Annotated in this window: 25 protein-coding genes; 8 read left to right on the top strand and 17 right to left on the bottom strand. The window is 61.1% G+C overall.

The annotated features are described in order from the left end of the window. Positions 1-112 precede the first annotated feature (112 nt). Together recJ and BFP89_RS21900 are read right to left on the bottom strand one after the other, a co-directional pair. Positions 113-1,822 carry a single-stranded-DNA-specific exonuclease RecJ gene (gene recJ / locus BFP89_RS21905; RefSeq protein ID WP_065887532.1) on the bottom strand — a complete coding sequence of 570 codons (1,710 nt, stop codon included), beginning with the start codon at positions 1,820-1,822 and terminating at the stop codon, positions 113-115. Positions 1,823-1,923: 101 nt separating this feature from the next. Next, positions 1,924-2,466, bottom strand: a complete 543-nt coding sequence (locus tag BFP89_RS21900; RefSeq protein ID WP_065887531.1) for a YaeQ family protein — start codon at positions 2,464-2,466, stop codon at positions 1,924-1,926. Between the two features lie 136 nt (positions 2,467-2,602). On the opposite strand from BFP89_RS21900, the gene BFP89_RS21895 reads away from it, so the two are divergent. Then, positions 2,603-3,802 carry a CaiB/BaiF CoA transferase family protein gene (locus tag BFP89_RS21895; RefSeq protein WP_065887530.1) on the top strand — a complete coding sequence of 400 codons (1,200 nt, stop codon included), beginning with the start codon at positions 2,603-2,605 and terminating at the stop codon, positions 3,800-3,802. A gap of 184 nt (positions 3,803-3,986) precedes the next feature. Here BFP89_RS21895 and BFP89_RS21890 read toward each other — a convergent pair whose 3' ends face one another. After that, on the bottom strand, positions 3,987-4,271 hold the full coding sequence (locus BFP89_RS21890; RefSeq protein WP_065887529.1) for a DUF3509 domain-containing protein: 285 nt from the start codon (positions 4,269-4,271) through the stop codon (positions 3,987-3,989). A gap of 312 nt (positions 4,272-4,583) precedes the next feature. Between BFP89_RS21890 and BFP89_RS21885 the strand changes: the two genes are divergently transcribed. Beyond that, positions 4,584-4,805: a hypothetical protein gene (locus tag BFP89_RS21885; protein ID WP_065887528.1), complete on the top strand. Its 222-nt coding sequence runs from the start codon at positions 4,584-4,586 to the stop codon at positions 4,803-4,805. Between the two features lie 85 nt (positions 4,806-4,890). Here the strand turns inward: BFP89_RS21885 and thrC are convergent, their stop codons facing one another. The 4 genes from thrC to xerD all read right to left on the bottom strand — a co-directional run bounded on the left by thrC (position 4,891) and on the right by xerD (position 9,606). Further along, positions 4,891-6,300 carry a threonine synthase gene (gene thrC, locus BFP89_RS21880; RefSeq protein ID WP_065887527.1) on the bottom strand — a complete coding sequence of 470 codons (1,410 nt, stop codon included), beginning with the start codon at positions 6,298-6,300 and terminating at the stop codon, positions 4,891-4,893. A gap of 103 nt (positions 6,301-6,403) precedes the next feature. Next, positions 6,404-7,708, bottom strand: coding sequence for a homoserine dehydrogenase (locus BFP89_RS21875; RefSeq protein WP_065887526.1), 1,305 nt, complete (start codon positions 7,706-7,708; stop codon positions 6,404-6,406). Between the two features lie 128 nt (positions 7,709-7,836). Continuing rightward, the gene (locus BFP89_RS21870; protein WP_057723916.1) at positions 7,837-8,568 is read right to left on the bottom strand and encodes a thioredoxin fold domain-containing protein; all 732 of its coding nucleotides are present in this window, start codon (positions 8,566-8,568) and stop codon (positions 7,837-7,839) included. Positions 8,569-8,709: 141 nt separating this feature from the next. Beyond that, on the bottom strand, positions 8,710-9,606 hold the full coding sequence (gene xerD / locus BFP89_RS21865) for a site-specific tyrosine recombinase XerD (protein WP_065887525.1): 897 nt from the start codon (positions 9,604-9,606) through the stop codon (positions 8,710-8,712). A gap of 108 nt (positions 9,607-9,714) precedes the next feature. Here xerD and BFP89_RS21860 point away from each other — a divergent pair, with 108 nt between their 5' ends. After that, a complete protein-coding gene (locus BFP89_RS21860) occupies positions 9,715-11,514 on the top strand; it encodes a cation:proton antiporter (RefSeq protein WP_065887524.1) in 1,800 nt (599 codons plus the stop codon). Between the two features lie 73 nt (positions 11,515-11,587). Here the strand turns inward: BFP89_RS21860 and rplS are convergent, their stop codons facing one another. The 5 genes from rplS to ffh all read right to left on the bottom strand — a co-directional run bounded on the left by rplS (position 11,588) and on the right by ffh (position 15,160). Continuing rightward, positions 11,588-11,938 carry a 50S ribosomal protein L19 gene (rplS, locus tag BFP89_RS21855; RefSeq protein ID WP_003175895.1) on the bottom strand — a complete coding sequence of 117 codons (351 nt, stop codon included), beginning with the start codon at positions 11,936-11,938 and terminating at the stop codon, positions 11,588-11,590. A gap of 45 nt (positions 11,939-11,983) precedes the next feature. Next, the gene (trmD, locus tag BFP89_RS21850; protein WP_170876018.1) at positions 11,984-12,757 is read right to left on the bottom strand and encodes a tRNA (guanosine(37)-N1)-methyltransferase TrmD; all 774 of its coding nucleotides are present in this window, start codon (positions 12,755-12,757) and stop codon (positions 11,984-11,986) included. Next, positions 12,739-13,275, bottom strand: a complete 537-nt coding sequence (gene rimM, locus BFP89_RS21845) for a ribosome maturation factor RimM (RefSeq protein ID WP_057723919.1) — start codon at positions 13,273-13,275, stop codon at positions 12,739-12,741. Before rimM ends, trmD begins: the two co-directional genes overlap by 19 nt. A 5-nt stretch (positions 13,276-13,280) precedes the next feature. Continuing rightward, complete coding sequence (rpsP, locus tag BFP89_RS21840) at positions 13,281-13,532, bottom strand: 30S ribosomal protein S16 (RefSeq protein ID WP_003238923.1); 252 nt, start codon at positions 13,530-13,532, stop codon at positions 13,281-13,283. 251 nt (positions 13,533-13,783) lie between these two features. Continuing rightward, positions 13,784-15,160: a signal recognition particle protein gene (ffh, locus tag BFP89_RS21835; RefSeq protein WP_065887523.1), complete on the bottom strand. Its 1,377-nt coding sequence runs from the start codon at positions 15,158-15,160 to the stop codon at positions 13,784-13,786. A 234-nt stretch (positions 15,161-15,394) separates the two neighbouring features. On the opposite strand from ffh, the gene BFP89_RS21830 reads away from it, so the two are divergent. The 3 genes from BFP89_RS21830 (at position 15,395) to BFP89_RS21820 (ending at position 19,040) form a co-directional block, all read left to right on the top strand. Next, positions 15,395-16,207, top strand: coding sequence for a cytochrome C assembly family protein (locus tag BFP89_RS21830; RefSeq protein WP_065887522.1), 813 nt, complete (start codon positions 15,395-15,397; stop codon positions 16,205-16,207). 12 nt (positions 16,208-16,219) lie between these two features. After that, positions 16,220-17,458, top strand: coding sequence for a transporter associated domain-containing protein (locus BFP89_RS21825; RefSeq protein WP_065887521.1), 1,239 nt, complete (start codon positions 16,220-16,222; stop codon positions 17,456-17,458). 271 nt (positions 17,459-17,729) lie between these two features. Beyond that, positions 17,730-19,040 carry an MFS transporter gene (locus tag BFP89_RS21820; protein ID WP_065887520.1) on the top strand — a complete coding sequence of 437 codons (1,311 nt, stop codon included), beginning with the start codon at positions 17,730-17,732 and terminating at the stop codon, positions 19,038-19,040. Between the two features lie 85 nt (positions 19,041-19,125). On the opposite strand, the gene purT is transcribed toward BFP89_RS21820, so the two are convergent. The 5 genes from purT to BFP89_RS21800 form a co-directional block, all read right to left on the bottom strand. Next, positions 19,126-20,307 carry a formate-dependent phosphoribosylglycinamide formyltransferase gene (gene purT / locus BFP89_RS21815; RefSeq protein ID WP_054918313.1) on the bottom strand — a complete coding sequence of 394 codons (1,182 nt, stop codon included), beginning with the start codon at positions 20,305-20,307 and terminating at the stop codon, positions 19,126-19,128. A 70-nt stretch (positions 20,308-20,377) separates the two neighbouring features. After that, positions 20,378-20,845 carry a VUT family protein gene (locus BFP89_RS21810; protein ID WP_065887519.1) on the bottom strand — a complete coding sequence of 156 codons (468 nt, stop codon included), beginning with the start codon at positions 20,843-20,845 and terminating at the stop codon, positions 20,378-20,380. Positions 20,846-20,971: 126 nt separating this feature from the next. Further along, positions 20,972-21,187 carry a DUF1289 domain-containing protein gene (locus BFP89_RS27885; RefSeq protein WP_083208130.1) on the bottom strand — a complete coding sequence of 72 codons (216 nt, stop codon included), beginning with the start codon at positions 21,185-21,187 and terminating at the stop codon, positions 20,972-20,974. Further along, a complete protein-coding gene (locus BFP89_RS21805; protein ID WP_065887518.1) occupies positions 21,184-21,708 on the bottom strand; it encodes a gamma carbonic anhydrase family protein in 525 nt (174 codons plus the stop codon). Before BFP89_RS21805 ends, BFP89_RS27885 begins: the two co-directional genes overlap by 4 nt. A gap of 36 nt (positions 21,709-21,744) precedes the next feature. Then, positions 21,745-22,347, bottom strand: a complete 603-nt coding sequence (locus BFP89_RS21800; protein WP_065887517.1) for a CoA pyrophosphatase — start codon at positions 22,345-22,347, stop codon at positions 21,745-21,747. A gap of 147 nt (positions 22,348-22,494) precedes the next feature. Here BFP89_RS21800 and BFP89_RS21795 point away from each other — a divergent pair, with 147 nt between their 5' ends. After that, a complete protein-coding gene (locus BFP89_RS21795) occupies positions 22,495-23,043 on the top strand; it encodes an NUDIX hydrolase (RefSeq protein WP_065887516.1) in 549 nt (182 codons plus the stop codon). A 37-nt stretch (positions 23,044-23,080) separates the two neighbouring features. Beyond that, positions 23,081-23,584, top strand: a complete 504-nt coding sequence (locus BFP89_RS21790) for a L,D-transpeptidase family protein (protein ID WP_065887515.1) — start codon at positions 23,081-23,083, stop codon at positions 23,582-23,584. Positions 23,585-23,707 lie beyond the last annotated feature (123 nt).

Genomic DNA, 23,707 nt, shown 5'->3' with positions numbered 1-23,707 from the left:
GTGGGAGGGGGCTTGCCCCCGATAGCAGGGTGTCAGTCAATGATGTTGTGACTGGTCTACCGCTATCGGGGGCAAGCCCCCTCCCACATTTGCTTTGTGGTGTGGCTAAGACTTAGCGCGGCTCGATATGCGCAATCATCAACTGCACCGTTTCATTCCCACGAAACTCGTTCACATCCAGCTTGTAGGCCAACTCCACCCAGCGCACGGTCGGGTTAGGCCAGACTTCACGGTCTACCCCAAACGCAATGCCATCGAGCTTCACCGCCCCGCACTCGCTCTTGAGTACCACCTTCAAGTGCCGCTCGCCCACTACCCGCTGTTCCACCAGCTGAAACACACCGTGAAACAACGGCTCGGGAAAGTGTTGCCCCCACGGGCCGGCATGGCGCAGTGCACGGGCCAGTTCCAGGTGAAACTCTTCCACCGCCAGGGTGCCATCGGAGAGCAGGCGTCCGGTGAGGTCTTCTTCGCGCAGTTGCCGACGCACCTCGGCATCGAAAGCCTCGGCAAACAAGGGAAAGTTCGCTTCGGGCAGAGTCAGCCCCGCCGCCATCGCGTGACCGCCGTATTTGCTGATCAAGTCAGGATGCTGGCTGGCAACCACCGCCAGCGCGTCACGGATATGAAAGCCCTGTACCGAACGCCCGGAGCCTTTGAGCAGGCCATCACCGGCATCGGCAAACGCGATGGTGGGACGGAAATAACGCTCTTTCATGCGCGACGCCAGAATCCCGATCACCCCCTGGTGCCACTCCGGGTCGAACAGGCACAAGCCGTACGGCATTGACTCCACCGGCAAATCCTTGAGTTGCGCCAGGGCTTCGCGCTGCATGCCCTGCTCGATGGATTTGCGGTCCTGGTTCATGCCGTCCAGTTGTGCGGCCATTTCCCGCGCTGCGGCAACATCGGTGGTCAGCAGGCATTCGATGCCCAGGCTCATATCGTCCAGGCGCCCGGCCGCATTGAGCCGTGGGCCGAGAATGAAGCCCAGGTCGGTGGAGGTGATGCGGGCATGATCGCGCTTGGCCACTTCGAGGATCGCCTTGATCCCCGGCCGTGCGCGACCGGCGCGGATACGCTCCAACCCTTGATGCACCAGGATACGGTTGTTGGCGTCCAGCGGCACCACGTCGGCGACGCTGCCCAGGGCCACCAGGTCGAGCAGTTCACCAATGTTCGGCTGCGGGCTGTTGTCATACCAGCCCAGGCTGCGCAAACGCGCGCGCAGGGCCATCAGTACGTAGAAGATCACGCCCACACCGGCCAGTGCCTTGCTGGGGAACGTACAGCCTGGCTGGTTCGGATTGACGATCGCGTCCGCCGCCGGCAGTTCGTCGCCCGGCAAGTGGTGATCGGTCACCAGCACCTTCAGCCCCGCCGCCTTCGCCGCCGCCACGCCTTCGACGCTGGAGATACCGTTGTCCACCGTGATCAGCAACTGCGGCTCGCGCTGCAGCGCCACCGCAACGATCTCCGGCGTCAGGCCGTAGCCGTATTCGAAACGGTTGGGCACCAGGTAATCGACATGGGCCGCACCGAGCAAACGCAGGCCCAGTGTGCCTACGGTGCTGGCGGTGGCGCCGTCGGCGTCGAAGTCACCGACGATCAGGATCCGCTGGCGCTGCTCCAGCGCCGTCACCAACAGGTCGACGGCGGCATCGATGCCCTTGAGCTGCTGATACGGAATCAACCGCGCCAGGCTCTTGTCCAGCTCGGCTTCCGATTGCACCCCGCGCGCGGCGTAGAGACGGGTCAGCAGCGGTGGCAATTCACCGAGGAATGGCAGGACGGCGGGCAAGGGACGGGGATCGATACGCATACGGGGGGTGATGACTTCTCTACTGATTCAACGGATAAACAACAATTCAAAATTCAACAAGATCAAATGTGGGAGGGGGCAAGCCCCCTCCCACATTTTTTTCAATCACGCCCGCCCACCAGCCATTGCAACTGCACTTCATGCTGGCCACGGTCATCGGTGACGAAGATCGTGCCTTCGCTGATCATCACATCCCACTTGATCACGCGCGGCATGTCCTTGGCCAGCACCTCCAGAATCTCCTGCGGCACGGCAGCGATGTGCACGTTCTTGAGGTTATTCGCCACCGGCACCACCTTGCCTTCCCACACCCGCAAGCTGCCGTATGCCAGCAGGCTGGTGCGTTCGGTGCGACGCGAGCACCAGGTCAGGCGGTCTGCATCCGGCTGGCCGACTTCGATCCAGTGCAGCACCCGATCATCCAGGCTCTTTTCCCACAGGGCCGGCTCGTCGATATCCGACAAGCCACGGCCGAACGCCAACTGCTCGTTGTACCAGAGGGCGTAGGCCAGCAGGCGCACGGTCATGCGTTCTTCGGTTTCCGAAGGGTGGCGGGCGATGGTCTGTTTAACGCTCTCGTACACCGAACGGTCAAGGTCGGTGAGGTTGAGTTCGAATTTGTAGGTCGTGGACGGCTGGGCCATGAACGGGCTCTGGAGACAGGGAAAGACGGCCAGTCTAACCGATGGCGAGGCCAATCAACGAATACTGCGCTGCATCCAGGCTGCCCGCCTATGTTAAAAAGCAGTACGTCACCGTCCCGCGCGCTCAAGGATCCCCATGTCGCTTAATGCCAAACCGCTTGCCGGCCTGAAAGTCATCGAACTCGGCACCCTGATTGCCGGCCCGTTTGCCTCACGTATCTGCGCCGAGTTCGGCGCCGAAGTGATCAAGGTCGAATCCCCGGACGGCGGCGACCCCCTGCGCAAATGGCGCAAACTGTATGAAGGCACCTCGCTGTGGTGGTTCGTGCAGGCGCGCAACAAGCAGTCGCTGACCCTCAACCTCAAGCACCCGGATGGCCTGGCGATCCTCAAGCAATTGCTCGCCGACGCCGACATCCTGATCGAAAACTTCCGCCCCGGCGTGCTGGAAAAGCTCGGCCTGGGCTGGGAAACCCTGCACGCACTGAACCCAAGGCTGGTGATGGTGCGCCTCTCCGGCTTCGGCCAGACCGGGCCGATGAAAGACCAGCCGGGGTTTGGCGCGGTGGGCGAGTCCATGGGCGGCCTGCGCTACATCACCGGCTTCGAAGACCGCCCGCCCGTGCGCACCGGGATTTCCATCGGTGACTCGATTGCCGCGCTGTGGGCGGTGATCGGCGCGCTGATGGCCCTGCGTCATCGTGAAGTCAACGGCGGCCTCGGCCAGGTGGTCGACGTGGCGCTGTACGAAGCCATTTTCGCCATGATGGAAAGCATGATTCCCGAGTTCGATGTGTTCGGCTTCATTCGCGAACGCACCGGCAATATCATGCCCGGTATTACGCCCTCCTCGATCCACACCAGCGCCGACGGCAAACATGTGCAGATTGGCGCCAATGGCGACGCGATCTTCAAGCGCTTCATGGCCGCCATCGGCCGCGACGACCTGGCGAACGACCCGGCGCTTGCCAGCAATGACGGGCGTGACAGCCGCCGCGATGAGCTGTACGGGGTGATCGATCGCTGGGTCAACGCTCTGCCGCTGGAGCAGGTCATGGCGCAGTTGAACCAGGCCCAAGTGCCCGCCAGCCGCATCTACAGTGCCGAGGACATGCTGGGCGACCCGCAATTCCTGGCCCGGGAGATGTTCCTCAGCGCGCAACTGCCGGGCGGCAAGGATTTCAAGATGCCCGGCATCGTGCCCAAGCTGTCGGATACGCCAGGCAGCTGTGAATGGGTGGGTCCGCAATTGGGCGAGCACAACGGTGTGCTGCTCAACGCCCTGGGCTATGACGCGGCGGCCATCGCCCGCTTGCGTACGGATGGCGCGATCTGAGCGCGCCGCAGTGCCAAATTTCGGGCAAAAAGAAACCCCGAGGAGTGGGGAGACAACTCGGGGTTAAACGTGATCTACAAAGACCAGTACAACAAGCCACAAACACCGGAGCACAATGTTTGCTCTTGCTGTTACAAACTCTGACCGGCCGTGTTGTAGGAAGTTTCGAAGGATAAATAATTCTTCATGCGCAGGCAGGGGTTCGTGTCATGGCGGCGTTTCGCAGGGCTGCAATGACCGAGGGCTCGAGTCGACCTTCAGCGATTTTCAAATCACGCAGCAGGCAATCCACCACATCCACCAACGCGCGTTTGTCGGTCAACTGAGCGCGGTTGACTTCGCGCTCGACCATGATGGCGCCACCGGGGTTCTTCACGGTCACCAGGCATTCGCCCTGCACACCAGAGGTGGTCAGCGTAACCAGATAAGGGCTCAGTGCTTCTTCGAGCAACAGGCTGATACTTTCCATCTCGATCACCACTCAATAGTTCGGGAACAATCGTTTCAACGGGTGCTGCATCTCTCCTAAGTGACTGGTCGTAACGTAGGAAAGTTCGCTTTTTCGTCTTTCAAGGGTTGTGCGGGGATGACGTATCCAGCATGCGCTTGCAACATGACAGGTAAAAAACGGAGGCACATAACTGCTTACGCAATGGGTTGCGGTTTTGGGGTGCGCCGGGCGCGCAGGCCAAAAGTGAATCCTATACTCGGTGAGCGCTGATCACTCCGCCGTGCAGGCAGAGTGCATGTCATAAGGCCCTTATTGCGAAGGATGAAGATGATGTTGGAACAGAATGAACAGCAAGCGTCGATGGAGAAGATGCATGCCGATGTACGGCGCATCTATGCCGAAATATCACGTATGCAGGCTGAGCAGGACAAGCTCAAGTCGGAATCACTGAAGATAAATTGCGAAACTTTCTGGTACCCCATGGGCGTAGCAATGGCCGTGGTCGCAACAATTGCTTCAATCACTGGGGTGGCTATTAAATTGCTTCAATAAACACCGTGTTTCCGGGCCTGCCACAAACAAAAAACGCCGCTGCCCCTGGGAAGGGAAAGCGGCGTTTTTGTCTACGCGGTATGCCTTACAGCGGCTTGCCCCGATTGCCATGCTGGCTGACAAACGCCTGCACCGCTTTCAGGTCGTTAGCCAACACCGTGCAGCGCTCTTCACGCTCGAACAGATCAGCCAGGTGCTGCGGCAGTTCCAGCGCCTTGCCAACACCGGCCTTTTCCACTGCCTCGGGGAATTTCACCGGGTGCGCAGTGCCAAGGATCACCATCGGGATATCCAGGCTGCGACGGCACTCGCGGGCGGCCTTCACGCCGATGGCCGTGTGCGGGTCGAGCAGCTCGCCGGTCTGGGCGTAGACCTCGGCGATGGTTTCGCAGGTCTGCGCATCGTCCACGGCCAGGGAGTCGAACAGCTTGCGGGTTTCGGTCCAGCGCTCCTGCTCGACGCTGAAACCGCCACCTTGCTTGAAACTGCTCATCAGTTCGGCCAACGCTGCACCATTGCGCCCGTGCATGTCGAACAGCAGGCGTTCGAAGTTCGACGAGACCATGATGTCCATGGACGGCGACAGCGTGGCGTGCAGGGTTTCCTTGACGTACTGATTGCCGCTCATGAAGCGGTGCAGGATGTCGTTGCGATTGGTCGCGACGATCAACTGATTGATCGGCAAGCCCATGTTGCGCGCCAGGTAGCCGGCGAAGATGTCGCCGAAGTTGCCGGTCGGCACCGAGAACGACACCGAGCGCGCCGGGCCGCCCAACTGCAGGGAGGCGTGGAAGTAGTAGACGATCTGGGCCATGATCCGCGCCCAGTTGATCGAGTTCACCGCCACCAGTCGCGTGCCCTTGAGGAAACTCTGGTCGGCGAAGCTGTTCTTGACCATTTCCTGGCAGTCATCGAAGTTGCCTTCGATGGCGATGTTGTGGATGTTCTCACCGAAAATGGTAGTCATCTGGCGACGCTGCACCTCCGAGACGCGCTTGTGCGGGTGCAGGATGAAGATGTCGACGTTTTCGCAGTGCTTGCAGCCTTCAATGGCCGCCGAACCGGTATCGCCGGAGGTAGCGCCGATGATCACTACGCGCTCGCCGCGCTTTTCCAGCACGTAGTCGAGCAGGCGACCCAGCAATTGCAGGGCAAAGTCCTTGAACGCCAGGGTCGGGCCGTGGAACAGCTCAAGCACCCACTCGTTGCCGTTCAACTGGCGCAGGGGCGCAATGGCGCTGTGGGAAAACACGCCGTACGTCTCTTCCAGGATCTTCTTGAAATCCGCGTCCGGAATGCTGCCGGTGACGAACGGGCGCATCACCCGGAACGCCAGCTCGTGGTACGGCAGGCCGGCCCAGGAAGCGATTTCTTCCTGGGTGAAGCGTGGCAGGTTTTCCGGCACGTACAGGCCGCCGTCAGTGGCAAGGCCCGCCAGCAGAACGTCTTCGAAATTCAGGGCCGGTGCCTGGCCGCGGGTGCTGATATAGCGCATAGGGGCAAACCTTCGGTTTGGGCTTCAAGCTTCAAGTTACAAGCGGCAAGTTAGAGCGAATCGGCTTTTACTTGCAGCTTGCAGCTAACCGCTTGCAGCTGAATTAATTCAAATGTTCGACGCGGATACGGACCACCGGCCCTACCACGCCCTGGAGCGCTTCAAGAGCCCGAATGGCATCGTTGATATGCTGCTCGAGCACGCGGTGGGTCAACAGGATCATCGGCACCTGGCCGTTCTGCTCCTCGACTTCCTTCTGCATGATCGACTCGATGTTGATCCCGCGCTCCGACAGGATGCTCGCCACCTGGGCCAGCACGCCGGGATGATCCTGGGCCTGGATGCGCAGGTAGTAGGCACTTTCGCAGGCTTCGATCGGCAGGATCGGGTGGGCCGACAGCGAATCCGGCTGGAAGGCCAGGTGCGGCACGCGGTTTTCCGGGTCGCTGGTCATGGCGCGAACCACGTCCACCAGGTCGGCGATTACCGACGAAGCGGTCGGCTCCATCCCGGCACCGGCGCCGTAGAACAGGGTGGAGCCGGCGGCGTCACCGTTGACCATCACCGCGTTCATCACGCCATTGACGTTGGCGATCAGGCGGTCGGCCGGGATCAGTGTCGGGTGCACACGCAATTCGATACCGGCCGGGGTGCTGCGCGCCACACCGAGGTGCTTGATGCGGTAGCCCAGGGCTTCGGCGTAGTTCACGTCGGCGGTGGTCAGTTTGGTGATGCCTTCGGTGTAGGCCTTGTCGAACTGCAGCGGGATGCCAAAGGCGATGGACGCCAGGATGGTCAGCTTGTGCGCCGCATCGATACCTTCCACGTCAAAGGTCGGGTCGGCTTCGGCATAACCCAGGGCCTGGGCTTCAGCCAGCACGTCTTCGAAGGTGCGGCCCTTTTCGCGCATTTCGGTCAGGATGAAGTTACCGGTGCCGTTGATGATGCCGGCCACCCAGTTGATGCGGTTGGCGGACAGGCCTTCACGAATCGCCTTGATCACCGGGATGCCGCCGGCCACGGCTGCTTCGAACGCTACGATCACGCCCTTCTCACGGGCCTTGGCGAAGATTTCGTTACCGTGCACGGCGATCAGCGCCTTGTTGGCGGTGACCACGTGCTTGCCGTTCTCGATGGCCTTGAGCACCAGCTCGCGGGCCACGGTATAGCCGCCTACCAGCTCGATGACAATATCGATGTCAGGGTTGGTGGCCACGGCGAACACATCGTTGGTAATCGCAATACCGGTCGTTTCGAACTGAGGCTTTGGCGAACGCGTGGCGATCTGCGCCACTTCAATCTCGCGCCCTGCACGGCGGGAAATTTCTTCGGCGTTACGCTGAAGTACGTTGAAGGTGCCGCCACCGACGGTCCCTAACCCACAGATGCCTACTTTGACCGGTTTCACTGAAAACTCCCCATGAAACGGCCGACGCGAGGTCGGCCGTGGAACACCGCCGCACAACTGCGGCTCTCAATTAATGACCCGCCGACGGTTCGGCGGACCATGCTCGTCAAAGGCTCGACGATTAATGCTTACTTGGCACCCAGTGCCAGTTTGGCAACTTGTGGTGCCGGCTGGTAGCCCGGAATCACCTGGCCGTCGGCCAAAACGATGGCCGGTGTGCCGTTCACGCCGATGGACTGGCCCAGGGCGAACTGCTTGGAAACCGGATTGGCGCATTTGGCCGCCTTGATTTCCTTGCCATCGACCATCTTGTCCATGGCCGCCTTCTTGTCGGCCGAGCACCAGACCGCCTGCAACTGCTCATCACCCGGCGAACCGAGGCCCTGGCGCGGGAACGCGACGTAGCGCACTTCCACACCGAGCTTGTTCAGCGCCGGCACTTCGGCGTGCAGCTTGTGGCAGTACGGGCAGGTGGTGTCGGTGAACACGGTGATGTGGGTCTTGGTTTCACCAATGGCCGGGTACACCACGGTCTCCGCCACCGGAATACCGTTGATCAGCTTGGACACGCCGAGGCGCTCGGCTTTCTCGGTCAGGTTGACCGGTTTGCCGTCCTTGAGCTGGAACAGGTAGCCCTGGACGATGTACTGGCCGTCGGCACTGGCGTACAGCACGCGGCTGCCCTTGAGCTTGACTTCGTACAGACCGGCCATGGGGCTGGCGCTGATGCTTTCGATGGGGGTATCGAGTTGCAGGTTGACCAGGCTCTTGCGAATGGCCTGCTCGGCCGCATCGTCGGCGACGGCAAAGGTGGAAACCAACGCAATGGCTGCGGCGGCAATAATCTGGGTCAAGCGCATGGTAACTCCTGAAGGCAGATGCAGGGACGGGGGCCGCCACGCCGATTGGAAACCAGGGTGTGGACCGTCGCCTTTGCGAACCGACAAAGCCTACCACAGTTGGGCCGCAGGGCAGCCCGCAGCCGGAAAAATCGGGATTTTTCAGCCGCGTGGATGGTGCCTGGCGTGCATCTCCTGCAAGCGCGCCCGTGCCACATGGGTGTAGATCTGGGTGGTGGACAAGTCGCTGTGGCCGAGCAGCATCTGTACCACGCGCAGATCCGCGCCATGGTTGAGCAAGTGGGTGGCGAACGCATGACGCAAGGTATGCGGCGACAGGGACTTGTCGATCCCGGCCACTTTGGCCTGGTGCTTGATCCGGTGCCAGAAGGTCTGGCGGGTCATCTGCTCGCCGCGCAGGCTGGGGAACAGCACATCGCTGGGACGACCACCGAGCAGTTCGTGACGCGCATCGCGCAGGTAACGCTCGACCCACACAATCGCCTCCTCGCCCATCGGCACCAGGCGTTCCTTGCTGCCCTTGCCCATCACCCGCAACACGCCCTGGCGCAGGTTGACCTGCTCCAGGGTCAGGCTGATCAGCTCGGTGACCCGCAGGCCGCAGGCGTAGAGCACTTCCAGCATGGCGCGGTCGCGCTGGCCGATGGCCTCACTGAGATCCGGCGCGGCCAACAGAGCCTCCACGTCAGCTTCCGACAAGGATTTAGGAAGAGGCCTACCTAATTGCGGCATATCCACTTGTAGAGTTGGATCGACTGCTATGAGCTTTTCACGCAACAGGTAGCGATAAAAGCCACGCACACCGGAGAGAAATCTCGCGGTGGATCGCGGCTTGTAATGTTGCTCGAGGCGCCAGGCCAAGTGATCGAGGATCAGCTCGCGCCCGGCATTGATCAACTCCAGGTTTTTCTCCTGCAGCCACCCGTTGAACAGGGCCAGGTCGCTGCGGTAAGCCTGGCGCGTGTTGTCGGAGAGGCCTTTTTCCAACCAAAGGGCGTCAAGGAAGCGGTCGATCAGGGGGTGGTCAATGGCGGGCATGGTTACTCAAGCGACGCGGCACGGGGCTCGGCGCCCTTTTATTTAGTGAACTGTGGCAAGGGCCACTAGTCTTTCATAGCCCGCTACTTCTAGGAACAGGAAGCTTTAATGAACGAACAACAGATCTTGTTGGCTTTCGGCGGTATCGGTGTGGCCGCGCTCGGTTGCCAATGGCTGGCCTGGCGCCTGAAATTGCCGGCGATTCTGTTTCTGTTATTGAGCGGAATCCTGGCGGGGCCGGTACTTGGCTGGCTCGATCCGCAGGAAATGTTCGGCCCGTTGCTGATGCCATTGGTGTCGCTGGCCGTGGCATTGATCCTGTTTGAGGGCAGCCTGACGCTGCATCTGTCGGAATGGAAGGAAATCGGCAGCGTGGTTCACCGACTGGTGACCCTTGGCGCACTGACGACCTGGGCGGTGATTACCCTGGCAACCCACTGGCTGTTGGGTTTCGACTGGATGCTGGCACTGCTGTTCGGCACCCTGACGCTGGTCACAGGCCCGACCGTCATCGTGCCGATGTTGCGCGTGGTACGCCCCAAGGCGTCCATCGCCAACATCCTGCGCTGGGAAGGCATTGTCATCGACCCCATCGGCGCGCTGCTGGCCGTGGTGGTCTACAGCTTTATCATCGCCAGCGCCTCGGGCGATGGCTTGAGTCACAGCCTGCTGACCTTTGGTGGCGTCATCCTGTGCGGCAGCCTGTTCGGGATTGCCGGGGGCTGGGTGCTGGGCCTGGTGATGCGCCGCCAGTGGTTGCCGGAATACTTGCATAACCTGGCCACCCTGGCGGCGGTGCTGGGGGTGTTCATCGCCTCCAATCAGGTCATGCATGAATCCGGCCTGCTGGCGGTGACGCTGATGGGCATGTGGATGGCCAACATGAAGGGCGTGGACGTGCGGCACATCCTGCACTTCAAGGAGAACCTCAGCGTCCTGTTGATTTCCGGCTTGTTTATCCTGCTGGCGGCGCGCCTGGACCTGAACGCACTGATCGCCCTGGGGCCTTTTGTGCTGATTCTGCTGCTGATCATTCAGTTCATTGCGCGCCCGCTGAACGTTGCTGTGTCGACCGTCGGCTCGAAACTGAGCTGGCGCGAACGCGCACTGCTGGCCTGGATCGCCCCGCGCGGGATTGTGGCCGCAGCGGTGTCGGCGATTTTTGCGATTCGCCTGGATGAGGCAGGCCACGAAGGTGCGTTGTTGCTGGTGCCGCTGACGTTTGCGGTGATTATCGGCACGGTGGTGCTGCAAAGCGCGACTGCGCGTCCTCTGGCGCGCTTGCTGAAAGTGGCCGAGCCCGCGCCTAGCGGCTTTCTGATCGTCGGCGCGAACGCTCCGGCCCGCATCCTCGGCAAAGCCCTGCAACAGTTGGGCAGCCGAGTGCTGCTGACCGATTCAAGCTGGGAAAACATTCGCGCCAGCCGCATGGAAGGGCTGCCGACCTACTTCGGCAACCCGGCATCACAGCATGCCGAGTCCCATCTGGACCTGGTCGGTCTCGGGCATTTGCTCGCGCTGTCCCCTTCCGGCGAATTGAATACCCTGGCCACCATGCGCTTTCGTCATGACTTCGGGCATCGCCTGTTCGCCTTGGCCAACAGCCAGGAAAGCCGTCGCACCGACAAGCACCGGGCCAGCGGCGAGCACCGTGGGCACTTGCTGGGCAGCCAGCCGCTGAGCTACACCAAGCTCGCCAGCCTGCTGGGGCAAGGCGCCGAGCTGTATACCACGCAACTGACCGATGGGTTTGGCTGGAGCGACTATCAGGCACTGCATGGGGAACGGGCGACGCTGCTGTTTGCCCGCGATAACAGCGGCTGGGTGCATGTGGTCACGCCAGAGAGCGATATGAAACCGCTGGCGGGATGGACATTATTGGCAGTCATTCAGCCTGGTCAGGCCTGAGGGCGTACGGCACAAATCGCAGGCACAAAAAAGCAGCCCGCAGGCTGCTTTTTTCTGCATCGGGAAGCTGGACTTAAGCCAGTTTTTCCTTGATGCGAGCTGCTTTACCGGACAGGTCACGCAGGTAGTACAGCTTGGCTTTGCGTACGTCACCGCGACGTTTCACAGCCATGCTGTCGATTTGCGGGCTGTAGGTCTGGAAAGTACGCTCTACGCCAACACCGTTGGAGATTTTACGAACAGTGAAAGCACTGTTCACACCACGGTTACGCTTGGCGATTACCACGCCTTCGAACGCTTGCAGACGCGAACGGTCGCCTTCCTTCACTTTCACCTGAACGACAATGGTGTCGCCCGGGGCAAAGGTAGGGATCTCTTTGGTCATCTGCTCTGCTTCGAGTGCAAGGATGATTTTGTTAGTCATGCTGTGCTCCTAAGGTAAGTCAATGGACCTACCATCGATACGTTGTTAACTATCGTCCCGCGCGAGGATGTATTCCTCGAGCAGCTTCTTCTCTTCTCCAGAAAGCGAGCGGCTTTCCAGAAGATCGGCGCGTCGTTCATAGGTCCGACCAAGGGACTGCTGTAAACGCCAACGCCGGATGTGTGCGTGATTGCCACTTAGCAATACGTCGGGAACACGCTGATCCGCATACACCTCCGGACGGGTGTAGTGCGGGCAATCCAGCAAACCATCCGTGAAGGAATCTTCCTCCGCGGAGTCCGCATGCCCTAAAGCTCCAGGCAGCAGTCGTGTAACCGCATCTATCAGGACCATCGCCGGCAGCTCGCCGCCAGACAGGACATAGTCCCCAATCGACCACTCTTCATCGACATGAGCTTCAATAAAACGCTCGTCAATGCCTTCATAGCGACCGGCAATCAGGATCAGTGCCTCCTCATTCGCCAGTTCGCCTACCGCAGCCTGTTTCAGCTGACGGCCTTGAGGGGATAGGTAAATAACCTTCGCCTTCTCCCCGGCGGCAGCCTTGGCCTGGGCCAACGCGTCTTCCAGGGGCTTGATCTTCATCACCATGCCCGGGCCACCGCCAAATGGGCGATCGTCCACAGTGTGATGTCGATCCGTCGTGTAGTCTCGCGGGTTCCAACAGGTAAGCTGCAACAGCCCCTGTTTCACCGCCCGACTGGTGATGCCGTACTCGCTGATGGCGGAGAACATCTCGGGAAACAAACTGATCACTTCAATGCGCAAATTAGCCACGCTTAGAAGTCCGCGTCCCATTCCACCTTCATCTCGCCCGCTGCGAGGTCGACGGCCAACACGCACTGCCCGGTATAGGGCAACAGGCGTTCGCGATCATCCAGGCTGCCAGCGCAAGGCTTGACCACCATTACATCATTGGCGCCGGTTTCCAGAAGATGATCGATTTTCCCGAGCAGTTGCCCGAGTTGATCAATAACCTTCAGACCTTCCAGCTGGTACCAGTAGTACTCGCCGTCGGTCAATTCAGGGAACAGGTTGCGCGGCACGCAGATCTCATAACCAGCCAGAAGACGAGCTTCTTCACGATCATCAAGACCCTTGAGCTTTGCGACCAGGAACTTGTCGCTCCCGCGTCCACTGACCAGCTCGACCTGTTTCACGCTGCCTTCGCGCTTGAGCGTCCAGGTTTTGTACTGCAACAGGTTTTCAGTCGGATCAGTAAAGGAATACACCTTCACTTCGCCGCGAACGCCATGAACAGAGTAAATCTTGCCGATAACGATCAAATCATCAGCAACAGTTGGCGTCGCGTTCATATTGCTCAGGCTGCGGCCTTAGCCGAGTCTTTCAACAGCTTGGCAACGCGCTCGGATGGCTGTGCACCAACGCTCAGCCAGTAGGCTACGCGCTCTTGGTTCACGGACAGACGAACTTCCTGACCGCGAGCGATCGGGTTGAAGAAGCCAACTTGTTCCTTGTGAGAGCCGTCACGTGGGTTGCGGCTGTCAGTTACGGTCAAGTGGTAAAACGGGCGCTTTTTGGAGCCGCCAAGGGCAAGACGGATTGTTAGCATGTGAACATCGTTCCTGTAGTCGGTGCTGCAAATCTAAATGCACAGCGGGCATAGGTGCCCGAAAGGCCGCATATTCTAAGGAATATCCGGACTTTTGCAAATGTCTTTTTCCGGCGCCTACCCGCGTGCCATTCAGATCTGCTATAGAGCCGTCGGTTAAAACGGCAGGTCAGCGCCCGCCAATGGCGGGTTTGCTGGAGATCCCGCATCCCTGCGGGTCGGAGCGCAAGCTGGGCTCGCGCTCGAATTCTTTACATCTTGGGCATGCCGCCGCCGGGCAACATACCGCCCATGCCGCGCATCATCTTGGCCATGCCGCCCTTGGCGGAGAATTTCTTCATCATCTTCTGCATCTGCTTGTGCTGCTTGATCAAGCGACCGATGTCCTGCACCTGGGTGCCGGAACCCATGGCGATCCGGCGTTTGCGCGAACCGCTGATCAGCTCAGGGTCGCGGCGCTCGGCCGGGGTCATGGAGTTGATGATGGCTTCCATCTGCTTGAACTGCTTCTCTGCCGCGCCCTGGGCGTTGCCCATTTGCGCCAGGTTCACGCCGCCGATGTTCGGCAGCTTGTCCATCAGCCCGCCAAGGCCACCCATGTTCTTCATCTGTTGCAGCTGATCGCGGAAGTCTTCGAGGTCGAAGCCCTTGCCCTTCTTCAGCTTTTTGGCCAGTTTGTCGGCCTTGTCCTTGTCGAGCGTGGCTTCGGCCTGCTCGATCAGGCTGAGCACGTCGCCCATGCCGAGGATTCGCGAGGCAATACGCTCGGGGTGGAACGGCTCGAGCGCGTCGCTCTTCTCGCCCATGCCGATGAACTTGATCGGCTTGCCGGTGATGGCACGTACCGACAGCGCGGCACCGCCACGGGCGTCGCCGTCGACCTTGGTGAGGATCACGCCGGTCAGCGGCAGCGCGTCACCGAAGGCCTTGGCGGTGTTGGCGGCATCCTGGCCGGTCATGGCGTCGACCACGAACAGCGTCTCGACCGGGTTGATCGCGGCATGCAGCGCCTTGATCTCGCCCATCATCTCTTCATCGATGTGCAGGCGACCGGCGGTGTCGACGATGACCACGTCGATGAATTTCAGCTTGGCTTCTTTAATGGCCGCGTTGGCAATGTCGACCGGCTTCTGGCTCAGGTCCGACGGGAAGAAGGTCACGCCCACTTCGCCCGCGAGCATTTCCAACTGCTTGATGGCCGCCGGACGGTATACGTCGGCCGACACCACCATCACGGACTTCTTCTTGCGCTCTTTGAGGAAGCGCGCCAGCTTGCCGGCGGTGGTGGTCTTGCCCGCACCTTGCAGGCCGGCCATCAGCACAACGGCCGGAGGCACGGCGCTGAGGTTCAGGTCTTCGTTGGCTGCGCCCATCAGGCTTTCGAGTTCGGCCTGGACGATTTTCACGAAGGCCTGGCCCGGGGTCAGGCTGCGCGACACTTCGGTGCCGACCGCGCGTTCCCTGACCGAGTTGACGAAATCCTTCACCACCGGCAAGGCCACGTCGGCTTCCAGCAACGCCATGCGCACTTCACGCAGGGTGTCTTTAATATTGTCCTCGGTCAGCTTGGCCTTGCCGGTTACATGGCGCAGCGTCTGCGAGAGACGGTCAGTCAGGTTTTCAAACATGCGCGATCCTTTCAGGCCCTATTCAACGAAATGCATTGGTAGACCGAGGTAATGGCGGCCCAGGCTGTGGTAAATCGCTATTAAACATAGCGCTCGGCGAGCCTGCGGCGTGGGCAGGTCGCGGATTATAGCGAAGACTGCGCCCGTGCACACCCGCTGTCTGGCGGGGGAGTCTTTCGTGCGGCGCAGGTGTGTGCCAAACTCAGCGCCTTTCGGGCTTGTCTATCAGGATTTATGCACCCCTTGTCACCCAGTTTGCTACCCAGCCTCGCCGCCGCCCTCTTGTATGCCGCTGCGACCCTCTATCAGGGCACTCGTCTGGCCCAAGGCGCCAAAGCGGACAAACGCCTGCTGACAGGCTTTGGCGTCCTCGCCCTGCTGGCTCATGCCGCCAGTCTGTTTACGCACCTGATGACCCCGGTCGGCCTGGGCCTGGATTTTTTCAGCGCCGCCAGCCTGATCGCCGCCGCCGTGATCGCACTGACGCTGCTGGCGTGCTACCGGATTCCGGTCGAGAACCTGCTCGTGCTGCTGTTCCCGCTGGGCGTGCTCACGGTGCTGCTGGCGCAATTCGCCCCCACCGGCACCGTACAGGTGATCGATGAAGAGCCGGGCATCCTCGCGCATATCCTGTTGTCGATCCTCGCCTACGGCATGTTCACCATCGCGGTGTTCCAATCGCTGCTGGTACTGCTGCAAGACCACCAGCTCAAGCACAAGCACCCGTCCGGGCTGATCAAGAACTTCCCGCCGCTGCAAACCATGGAAAGCCTGTTGTTCGGGTTCCTGTGGGCCGGCTGGACGCTGTTATCGCTGTCGCTGATCTCCGGCTGGCTGTTCGTCGAGAACCTGTTCGCCCAGCACCTGGTGCACAAGACCTTGCTCGCCTGCCTGGCCTGGATCGTGTTCAGCGTATTGCTGTGGGGTCGCAACCGCCTCGGCTGGCGCGGGCACAAAGCCATCCGCTGGACCCTGGCCGGTTTCTGCCTGCTGATGCTGGCCTATTTCGGCAGCAAGCTGGTTCGCGAATACATCCTGCATATCTGACGAGCGGCGATCATGGACAACTTGCCCCTTGGGCCGATGCTCGCCGTAATTGCCCTGCTGCTTTTATGGGCGGCACTGTTTACCGCCATCGAAGCCGCGCAACAACACCTGCTGGCCCTGCGCCCCGGCACACGCCAGGGTGACAAGGCTGCGGCACGCCTGAGCTTCCCGCGCCACAGCCTGATCCTGTGCAACAGCCTGAGCCGCGCAGCCGTGGTCATCCTCTGCACACTGCTGGCGATCCATGCCTGGGCGCAGAACGGGCCATGGCTCGGCGGGTTGATCGCCTGCGCATTGCTGCTGATCCTCGCCGACTACCTGCCCCGCGCCCTGGCTACCCGCTATCCGCACGCCATACTGGGTTTCGGCAATGCGCTGCTGGGCGTGCCGCTGAAAATCCTGTATCCCGTGGCCTGGCTGCTCAATGGCATCAGCCTGATGCTGCTGCGCCCGTTCGCGCGCAAGGCCGGCGTGGTGAGAAACAGCGACGAGCCTTCGTCCGACCACCACGACGAACCGCACCCTGATGCCGACGAAGAGCCTATGCCCGGCATGCCTGGCATCCATGCCCTGGACAACATAACCGTCAATGACATCCTGGTGCCGCGCAGCGAAGTGGACGGCATCAACCTGGATGACGCGATCGAGGACATCATCGAGCAACTGCGCACTTCCCAGCGCACGCGGTTGCCGGTGTTCCACAGTGACATCAACCAGGTCGAAGCGGTGCTCAACACACGGCAGATCCAGCACCTGCTGGCCGACGCCAGCCTGACCAAGGAAGCGCTGCTGGCCGCCTGCCACGAACCCTACTTCGTGCCGGAAAGCACGCCGTTGCAGCTGCAACTGCTGAATTTCCACAAGCAACAGCGCCGCCTGGGCATGGTGGTGGACGAGTACGGCGAAGTGTTGGGCATCGTCACCCTGGAAGACATCCTGGAAGAAATCGTCGGCGAATTCGAAAATGATCAGACGGTGGATAACCCCCACATCGAAGCCCAGCCGGACGGCCGCTACATCATCGACGGCGCGGCTTCGATCCGCGAACTGAACAAAAGCCTGGGCTGGCACCTGCCCAGCGACGGCCCCAAGACCCTCAACGGCCTGGTCACCGAGGCGCTGGAGACCATTCCTGACTGCGCGGTATGCCTGAAGATTGGCCGCTATCGCCTGGAAATCCTCGAGACCGAGGACAACCGGGTAAGCAAGGTGCTGATCTGGCATACCAGCCATGTGCCTGTAGCCGCCTGACTTTCTGATAAACCACAATCCAATGTGGGAGGGGGCTTGCCCCCGATAGCAGAGTGTCAGTCGCTGCATCTGGTGACTGATACACCGCCATCGGGGGCAAGCCCCCTCCCACATTGGATCTGTGTTACTTCAGCCACTTGTTGTAATTCCACCCCCCTTCCTATAATCCCTGCGGCTTACCCAAGCCGCTCCGCGCACAACCCTGATCCATGGGTGTACGACCAATAATAATCCGCGTCCAAACGCGCAATGAACGTCAGGGATTACCGCCATGAGCACCCCCTATAACGAGGCCGCCACCGCTGCTCCGACCAACTCGACGGCTCGCGTGGCGACCGCGAGCATCGTCGGCACCGCCATCGAGTTCTACGACTTCTATATCTACGCCACGGCTGCCGCGCTGGTGATCGGCCCGGTGTTCTTCCCGCAGACGTCCGGCACCGCGCAGATGCTGGCGTCGTTCCTGACCTTCGGCATCGCGTTTATCGCCCGCCCGCTGGGCTCGGCGCTGTTCGGCCACTTTGGCGACCGCATCGGTCGCAAGTCGACGCTGGTGGCCTCGCTGCTGCTGATGGGCGTGTGTACTACCCTGATCGGCTTGCTGCCCGGCTACGACAGCATTGGCGCCTGGGCACCGATCCTGTTGTGTGTATTGCGCTTCGGCCAAGGCTTGGGCCTGGGCGGGGAATGGGGCGGCGCAGCCTTGCTGGCGACCGAGAACGCGCCCAAAGGCAAACGCGCCTGGTTCGGCATGTTCCCGCAACTGGGCCCGTCGATTGGCTTTTTGGCGGCCAATGGTTTGTTCCTGATTTTGGCCATGAGCCTGAACGACGAGCAGTTCCGCAGCTGGGGCTGGCGCATTCCGTTCATCCTCAGCGCGGCGCTGGTGATGGTGGGCCTGTACGCACGGCTCAAGCTGCACGAGACGCCCGTGTTCGCCAACGCCGTGGCCCATGAAAAACCGGTGAAAGTGCCGCTGGTGGAGCTGTTCAGCCAACACTGGTTGCCGGTGCTGCTGGGGGCCGCGTCGATGGTGGTGTGCTATGCGCTGTTCTATATCACCACGGCGTTTTCCCTGAGTTACGGGGTGTCGACCCTCGGCTACAGCCGTGAAACCTTCCTCGGCCTGTTGTGCTTCGCGGTGCTGTTCATGGGCCTGGCGACGCCGTTGGCGGCGCTGGCCAGCGACCGCTACGGGCGCAAACCGGTGCTGATCGTCGGCGCGATCCTGGCAATACTGTCGGGCTTTACCATGGAGCCGCTGCTGACCCACGGTTCGACCTGGGCCGTGGCGTTGTTCCTGGCGCTGGAACTGTTCCTGATGGGCATAACCTTCGCGCCGATGGGTGCGCTGCTGCCGGAACTGTTCCCGACCCGCGTGCGTTATACCGGCGCTTCCGCGGCGTATAACCTGGGTGGGATCGTGGGCGCGTCGGCGGCACCGTTCTTCGCAACCAAGCTGGTGGCGATGGGCGGGCTGAGTTATGTGGGGGGGTATGTGTCGGCGGCAGCGTTGCTGAGCTTGATTGCCGTGCTGTGCCTGAAAGAGACGCGGGATAATGATTTGAACAAGGTCGCCTGATAGACCGCTATCGGGGGCAAGCCCCCTCCCACATTTTGATTTGTGAACGCATTCAAGTGTGGGAGGGGGCTTGCCCCCGATGCTTTTAGAGTTCTACAACCACAGCCTGGGAAGCCCGGGTCGCCTTGGCCCGAGCAGCTTCAATCGACTCATCCCGCGCCAGCGCCACGCCCATGCGGCGCTGGCCGTTCACCTCTGGCTTGCCAAACAGACGCAACGCCGTATCCGGCTCGCTCAACGCGGCGCCGAGGTTGGCGAATGCGGTCTGGGTCGACTGCCCTTCCACCAGGATCACCGCCGAAGCCGAAGGCCCGAACTGGCGGATCAACGGGATCGGCAGGCCGAGGATGGCGCGGGCGTGCAGGGCAAACTGCGACAGGTCCTGGGAAATCAGGGTCACAAGGCCCGTGTCATGGGGGCGCGGCGAGACTTCACTGAACCACACCTGATCGCCCTTGATAAACAGCTCCACGCCAAACAGACCCCGGCCGCCCAGGGCTTCGGTCACGGCTTTGGCGACGCGCTCGGACTCGGCCAGCGCAATCGGGCTCATGGCCTGGGGCTGCCAGGATTCCTGGTAGTCGCCCTTCTCCTGACGATGGCCGACCGGCGCGCAGAAGGTGGTGCCGCCGATATGGCGCACCGTCAGCAGGGTGATTTCGTAGTCGAAGTCGATAAAGCCTTCGATGATCACCCGGCCTTTACCGGCGCGACCGCCTTCCTGGGCGTAGTCCCAGGCTTTCTGCACATCGTCCGCGCTGCGCAGCAGGCTCTGGCCCTTGCCCGACGAACTCATCACCGGCTTGACCACACACGGGAAACCCAGGTCCTGCACGGCCTTGCTGTAGTCTTCGAAGGTGTCGGCGAAGTGGTAAGGCGAGGTCGGCAGGTCCAGCTCTTCGGCGGCCAGGCGACGGATGCCTTCACGGTTCATGGTCAGCGAGGTGGCGCGCGCGGTCGGGATCACGGTGAAGCCTTCGGCTTCCAGTTCCACCAGGGTAGCGGTGGCGATGGCTTCGATTTCCGGCACGATGAAGTGCGGCTTCTCCGCCTCGATCACGGCGCGCAAGGCGGCGCCGTCGAGCATGTTGATCACATGGCTGCGGTGCGCCACCTGCATGGCCGGCGCGTTGGCGTAGCGATCCACGGCAATCACTTCAACGCCCAGGCGTTGCAGCTCGATTACCACTTCCTTGCCCAGCTCACCGCAGCCACACAGCAAAACGCGGGTCGCGGTTGGCGACAATGGAGTTCCGATTCGGGTCATCTCAGGTCCTCAGGGGAGCGGATCATGGGGGAGAAAGGCCGGCATTTTACATGAACTGTAGAAATTGGCCTCAGTTAGCAACGGCGCGCCGGCGGATGCGCCAGGCCATGACCAGCCACACCACGGTGACCCCGGCGAATTTCGACACCAGCGCCGTGCCCGCCACCGCTGGCGTCAGCGCGCCGATCAGGCCGAAGAAGATAAAGGTATCCAGGGGAATGCTCAGCGCCGAACTGATCCACAGGCGGTCGTGCAATGGGCGCCGGGTGATGCTGAACACCAGCCAGTCGATGCATTCGGACACCGCGAACGCCGTGGCGCTGGCCAGGGCGATGGACGGGTCCGACGTGATATACGACAACACCAGCGCCGCCAGCATGGCGATGATCGCACCGTGGCCGAAGCGGGTTTGCACCATGTCGCGCAGAATGAAGACCAGGCCACCCCAGGCGGACCAGATCACGTCCAGGTGCGGGGCGGTGGAGAAGGCGAAGTTGATCAGCACGACGCTGCTGATATAGGCGATCAGGAAGAGCATGGGGCGAAAACCTGTAGGAGCGAGCTTGCTCGCGAAAAACGTTAACGATGACGCGGGGAATCTGACTATACGCGGTGTTCTTGGTTTTTTCGCGAGCAAGCTCGCTCCTACAGGGGGGGGCAGCAGTCAGGCGCCGGATTTACCAGAAACCATAAACACTAACCCACTCGCCACCGCCCGCTCATGACACAACCCCAACACCAGCCGGCGTTCGGCATTGTCCATGCGGCTCCAACGCGTAATCTCGTCCACGGTACGCTGGCAACCAGTACAGATATCGTCATCATCCAGTGCGCAAATACTCACACAAGGCGAAGCGACAGGCCGTTCAACCGCACTCATTGTTCCTGCTCGACCAGATCACGCGCATACCGTTGCGAGTTATGCACATAGTGCGCGGCACTGGCTTCGAGCATGCGTTTTTGCGCCTCGGTCAGCTCACGCACCACCTTGCCGGGCGACCCCATCACCAGCGAGCCATCGGGAATTTCCTTGCCTTCGCCGATCAGCGAATTGGCGCCGATGATGCAGTGCTTGCCAATCTTCGCGCCATTGAGAATCACCGCGTTGATGCCGATCAGGCTGTAATCATCGACGGTGCAGCCGTGCAGCATGGCGTTGTGGCCGATGGTCACGCCGGTGCCGAGGGTCAGCGGGTAGCCCATGTCGGTGTGCATCACGCTGCCGTCCTGCACGTTGCTGTTCCTGCCGATCAGGATCAGTTCGTTGTCGCCACGCAATACCGCGTTGAACCAGACGTTGGCGCCCTCCTCCAGCTTGACCTTGCCCACCAGCGTGGCATTGGGGGCTACCCAACTGTTGGGATGCGTCTCGACGCGGGCGTCGCCCAGGCGGTATTTCATGGTTTTCCCTCACGGCGTTGCCATTCAAACGATGGCTCAGATATTGATGAAGCTCTTGGGTGGCTGATGCAGGCTGATCTTGGCGTCGTCGTAGAGCAGGTTGATCAGCTCGACGATCATGATTGCCGTCAGGCCCCAGATCTTGTATTCGCCGAACCTGTAGCTTGGCACATACCAACTGCGACCCTGATAGTCGATGCGGTGGGTGTGCTCGCGTGGGTCCTGGCGGAAAAAATCCAGGGGCACGCTGAAGACAGCGGCAATTTCGGCGTCGTTGGCCAGGTACTCGACGTAATCAGGGACCACGCCCACATAGGGCGTTACACGGATACCGTGCAGGGAGATCAACGGGCTCAATGGGCCAATGACCTCGACCAGACCCGGCGGCAGGCCGATTTCTTCTTCGGCTTCGCGCAGGGCGGTAAAGATCAGGTCCGGGTCTTCGGGGTCACGGCGCCCGCCGGGAAAGGCCACTTCGCCGCCATGGGTCGACAGGCCACTGGCGCGCAGGGTCAGGATCAGCTCGGGTTCGTCACTGCGGGTAATCGGCACCAGCACCGCGGCCTCGGGGAAACGCCCGTCGGTCTCCAGGGTATGGGGGGTGTGGTTGCTTACCCGGCGAAGTAGCTCGTCCAGCATGAGTCATCTCGGTCTGTTGGCTACCTTGCATCATGCACCAAAGCGCGCAGGCGCCCAAGCCCAAAACCACCGGGGTGTCGCGAAACGACAACTTGCAGGAACGCCTGGCACCAAGCCAAGATGTGCCCACTCTCCAGGAACCCCAGCATGAATTTCTGCAGCCAGTGCGGCAAACCGGTCACCCAACGCATTCCCGAAGGCGACGCGCGCCTGCGCCATGTGTGCGATCACTGCTCGACCATTCATTATCAGAATCCCAATATCGTCGCCGGTACCGTGCCGGTATGGGGCGACAAAGTGCTGCTGTGCCGTCGCGCCATCGAGCCGCGCCTGGGTTACTGGACCCTGCCCGCAGGCTTCATGGAAAACGGCGAAACCGTGGAACAGGCCGCCATGCGCGAGACCCTGGAAGAAGCCTGCGCCCGCGTGCGCGACCTGAGCCTCTATACCTTGATCAACGTGCCGCACATCAATCAGGTGCATATTTTCTATCGCGCCGAGCTGGCCGACCTGGACTTTGCCGCAGGCATCGAAAGCCTGGAAGTGAAGCTGTTCGCCGAGGCCGACATCCCTTGGTCCGAGCTGGCTTTCCGCACGGTCGGGCGTACCTTAGAATGCTTCTTCGCTGACCGTGCGCAACAGCTGTTCCCGGTGCGCAGCGAGTCCGTGCCGCCCCAGTCCAAGCCCGCCCAATAACAAGCCGGCCACTCGTCGCCAAAGGGAAATCGTTTCAATGCGTTGGTTGCTTGCTCTGATCTGCCTGTCGTTCGCTGCCCTGTCCTCGGCCTCCACGGTGCAAACCCTCGGCGGCAAACCGGTCGAAAAGGTCCTGGTGCTCAAATCCGCCCACCAGTTGCAGCTGATCAACGACGGCAAGCCCCTCAAGACCTATCGCATATCCCTGGGTAAAAACCCCAAAGGCCACAAGCTGATCGAGGGCGACCGCCGCACCCCCGAGGGTTTCTACTGGATCGACTGGCGCAAGACCAGCGAACGCTTCAACCTGGCCATGCACATCTCCTACCCCAATATCAGCGACGCCGCCCGCGCGCGCCGCGAAGGGGTGAAACCGGGCAGCATGATCATGATCCACGGCACGCCCGACACCGAAGACTACCCGGAACAGTGGTTCCACACCCTGGACTGGACCGACGGCTGCATCGGCATGCGCAATGTGGACATGCGCGAAGTCTGGAGCCTGGTCAAGGACGGTACCCTGATCGAGATTCGGCCCTGATCCGCCACCGCCCGTAAAATAATTCGAAGATATTTCCTGCCCCGAGCAGCGCGCTGCCGGTGAATACCAATTCATCCCGCGCGCCGTGCGTTTGCGCGCGCAACAAAGACCTCTCTAATACCA

The organism is Pseudomonas sp. 31 R 17 (genome assembly GCF_900004915.1).
Lineage (GTDB): Bacteria > Pseudomonadota > Gammaproteobacteria > Pseudomonadales > Pseudomonadaceae > Aquipseudomonas > Aquipseudomonas orientalis_A.
Note: the sequence above shows the minus strand (reverse complement) of the source record. Positions and strands in the feature narration are given on the sequence as shown.

Bases quoted from the DNA above. Each gene is read 5' to 3' on its own strand.
- BFP89_RS27885 (WP_083208130.1), bottom strand. From the start codon at position 21,187: ATGAGTGCGGTTGAACGGCCTGTCGCTTCGCCTTGTGTGAGTATTTGC.
- BFP89_RS21790 (WP_065887515.1), top strand. From the start codon at position 23,081: ATGCGTTGGTTGCTTGCTCTGATCTGCCTGTCGTTCGCTGCCCTGTCC.
- purT (WP_054918313.1), bottom strand. From the start codon at position 20,307: ATGACCCGAATCGGAACTCCATTGTCGCCAACCGCGACCCGCGTTTTG.
- BFP89_RS21810 (WP_065887519.1), bottom strand. From the start codon at position 20,845: ATGCTCTTCCTGATCGCCTATATCAGCAGCGTCGTGCTGATCAACTTC.
- BFP89_RS21895 (WP_065887530.1), top strand. From the start codon at position 2,603: ATGTCGCTTAATGCCAAACCGCTTGCCGGCCTGAAAGTCATCGAACTC.
- BFP89_RS21830 (WP_065887522.1), top strand. From the start codon at position 15,395: ATGCACCCCTTGTCACCCAGTTTGCTACCCAGCCTCGCCGCCGCCCTC.
- BFP89_RS21805 (WP_065887518.1), bottom strand. From the start codon at position 21,708: ATGAAATACCGCCTGGGCGACGCCCGCGTCGAGACGCATCCCAACAGT.
- xerD (WP_065887525.1), bottom strand. From the start codon at position 9,606: ATGCCCGCCATTGACCACCCCCTGATCGACCGCTTCCTTGACGCCCTT.
- trmD (WP_170876018.1), bottom strand. From the start codon at position 12,757: ATGGGACGCGGACTTCTAAGCGTGGCTAATTTGCGCATTGAAGTGATC.
- rimM (WP_057723919.1), bottom strand. From the start codon at position 13,275: ATGAACGCGACGCCAACTGTTGCTGATGATTTGATCGTTATCGGCAAG.
- BFP89_RS21825 (WP_065887521.1), top strand. From the start codon at position 16,220: ATGGACAACTTGCCCCTTGGGCCGATGCTCGCCGTAATTGCCCTGCTG.
- rplS (WP_003175895.1), bottom strand. From the start codon at position 11,938: ATGACTAACAAAATCATCCTTGCACTCGAAGCAGAGCAGATGACCAAA.
- BFP89_RS21820 (WP_065887520.1), top strand. From the start codon at position 17,730: ATGAGCACCCCCTATAACGAGGCCGCCACCGCTGCTCCGACCAACTCG.
- BFP89_RS21795 (WP_065887516.1), top strand. From the start codon at position 22,495: ATGAATTTCTGCAGCCAGTGCGGCAAACCGGTCACCCAACGCATTCCC.
- BFP89_RS21860 (WP_065887524.1), top strand. From the start codon at position 9,715: ATGAACGAACAACAGATCTTGTTGGCTTTCGGCGGTATCGGTGTGGCC.
- ffh (WP_065887523.1), bottom strand. From the start codon at position 15,160: ATGTTTGAAAACCTGACTGACCGTCTCTCGCAGACGCTGCGCCATGTA.
- rpsP (WP_003238923.1), bottom strand. From the start codon at position 13,532: ATGCTAACAATCCGTCTTGCCCTTGGCGGCTCCAAAAAGCGCCCGTTT.
- BFP89_RS21885 (WP_065887528.1), top strand. From the start codon at position 4,584: ATGTTGGAACAGAATGAACAGCAAGCGTCGATGGAGAAGATGCATGCC.
- BFP89_RS21800 (WP_065887517.1), bottom strand. From the start codon at position 22,347: ATGCTGGACGAGCTACTTCGCCGGGTAAGCAACCACACCCCCCATACC.
- BFP89_RS21900 (WP_065887531.1), bottom strand. From the start codon at position 2,466: ATGGCCCAGCCGTCCACGACCTACAAATTCGAACTCAACCTCACCGAC.
- BFP89_RS21870 (WP_057723916.1), bottom strand. From the start codon at position 8,568: ATGCGCTTGACCCAGATTATTGCCGCCGCAGCCATTGCGTTGGTTTCC.
- recJ (WP_065887532.1), bottom strand. From the start codon at position 1,822: ATGCGTATCGATCCCCGTCCCTTGCCCGCCGTCCTGCCATTCCTCGGT.
- BFP89_RS21890 (WP_065887529.1), bottom strand. From the start codon at position 4,271: ATGGAAAGTATCAGCCTGTTGCTCGAAGAAGCACTGAGCCCTTATCTG.
- thrC (WP_065887527.1), bottom strand. From the start codon at position 6,300: ATGCGCTATATCAGCACCCGCGGCCAGGCACCGGCCCTGAATTTCGAA.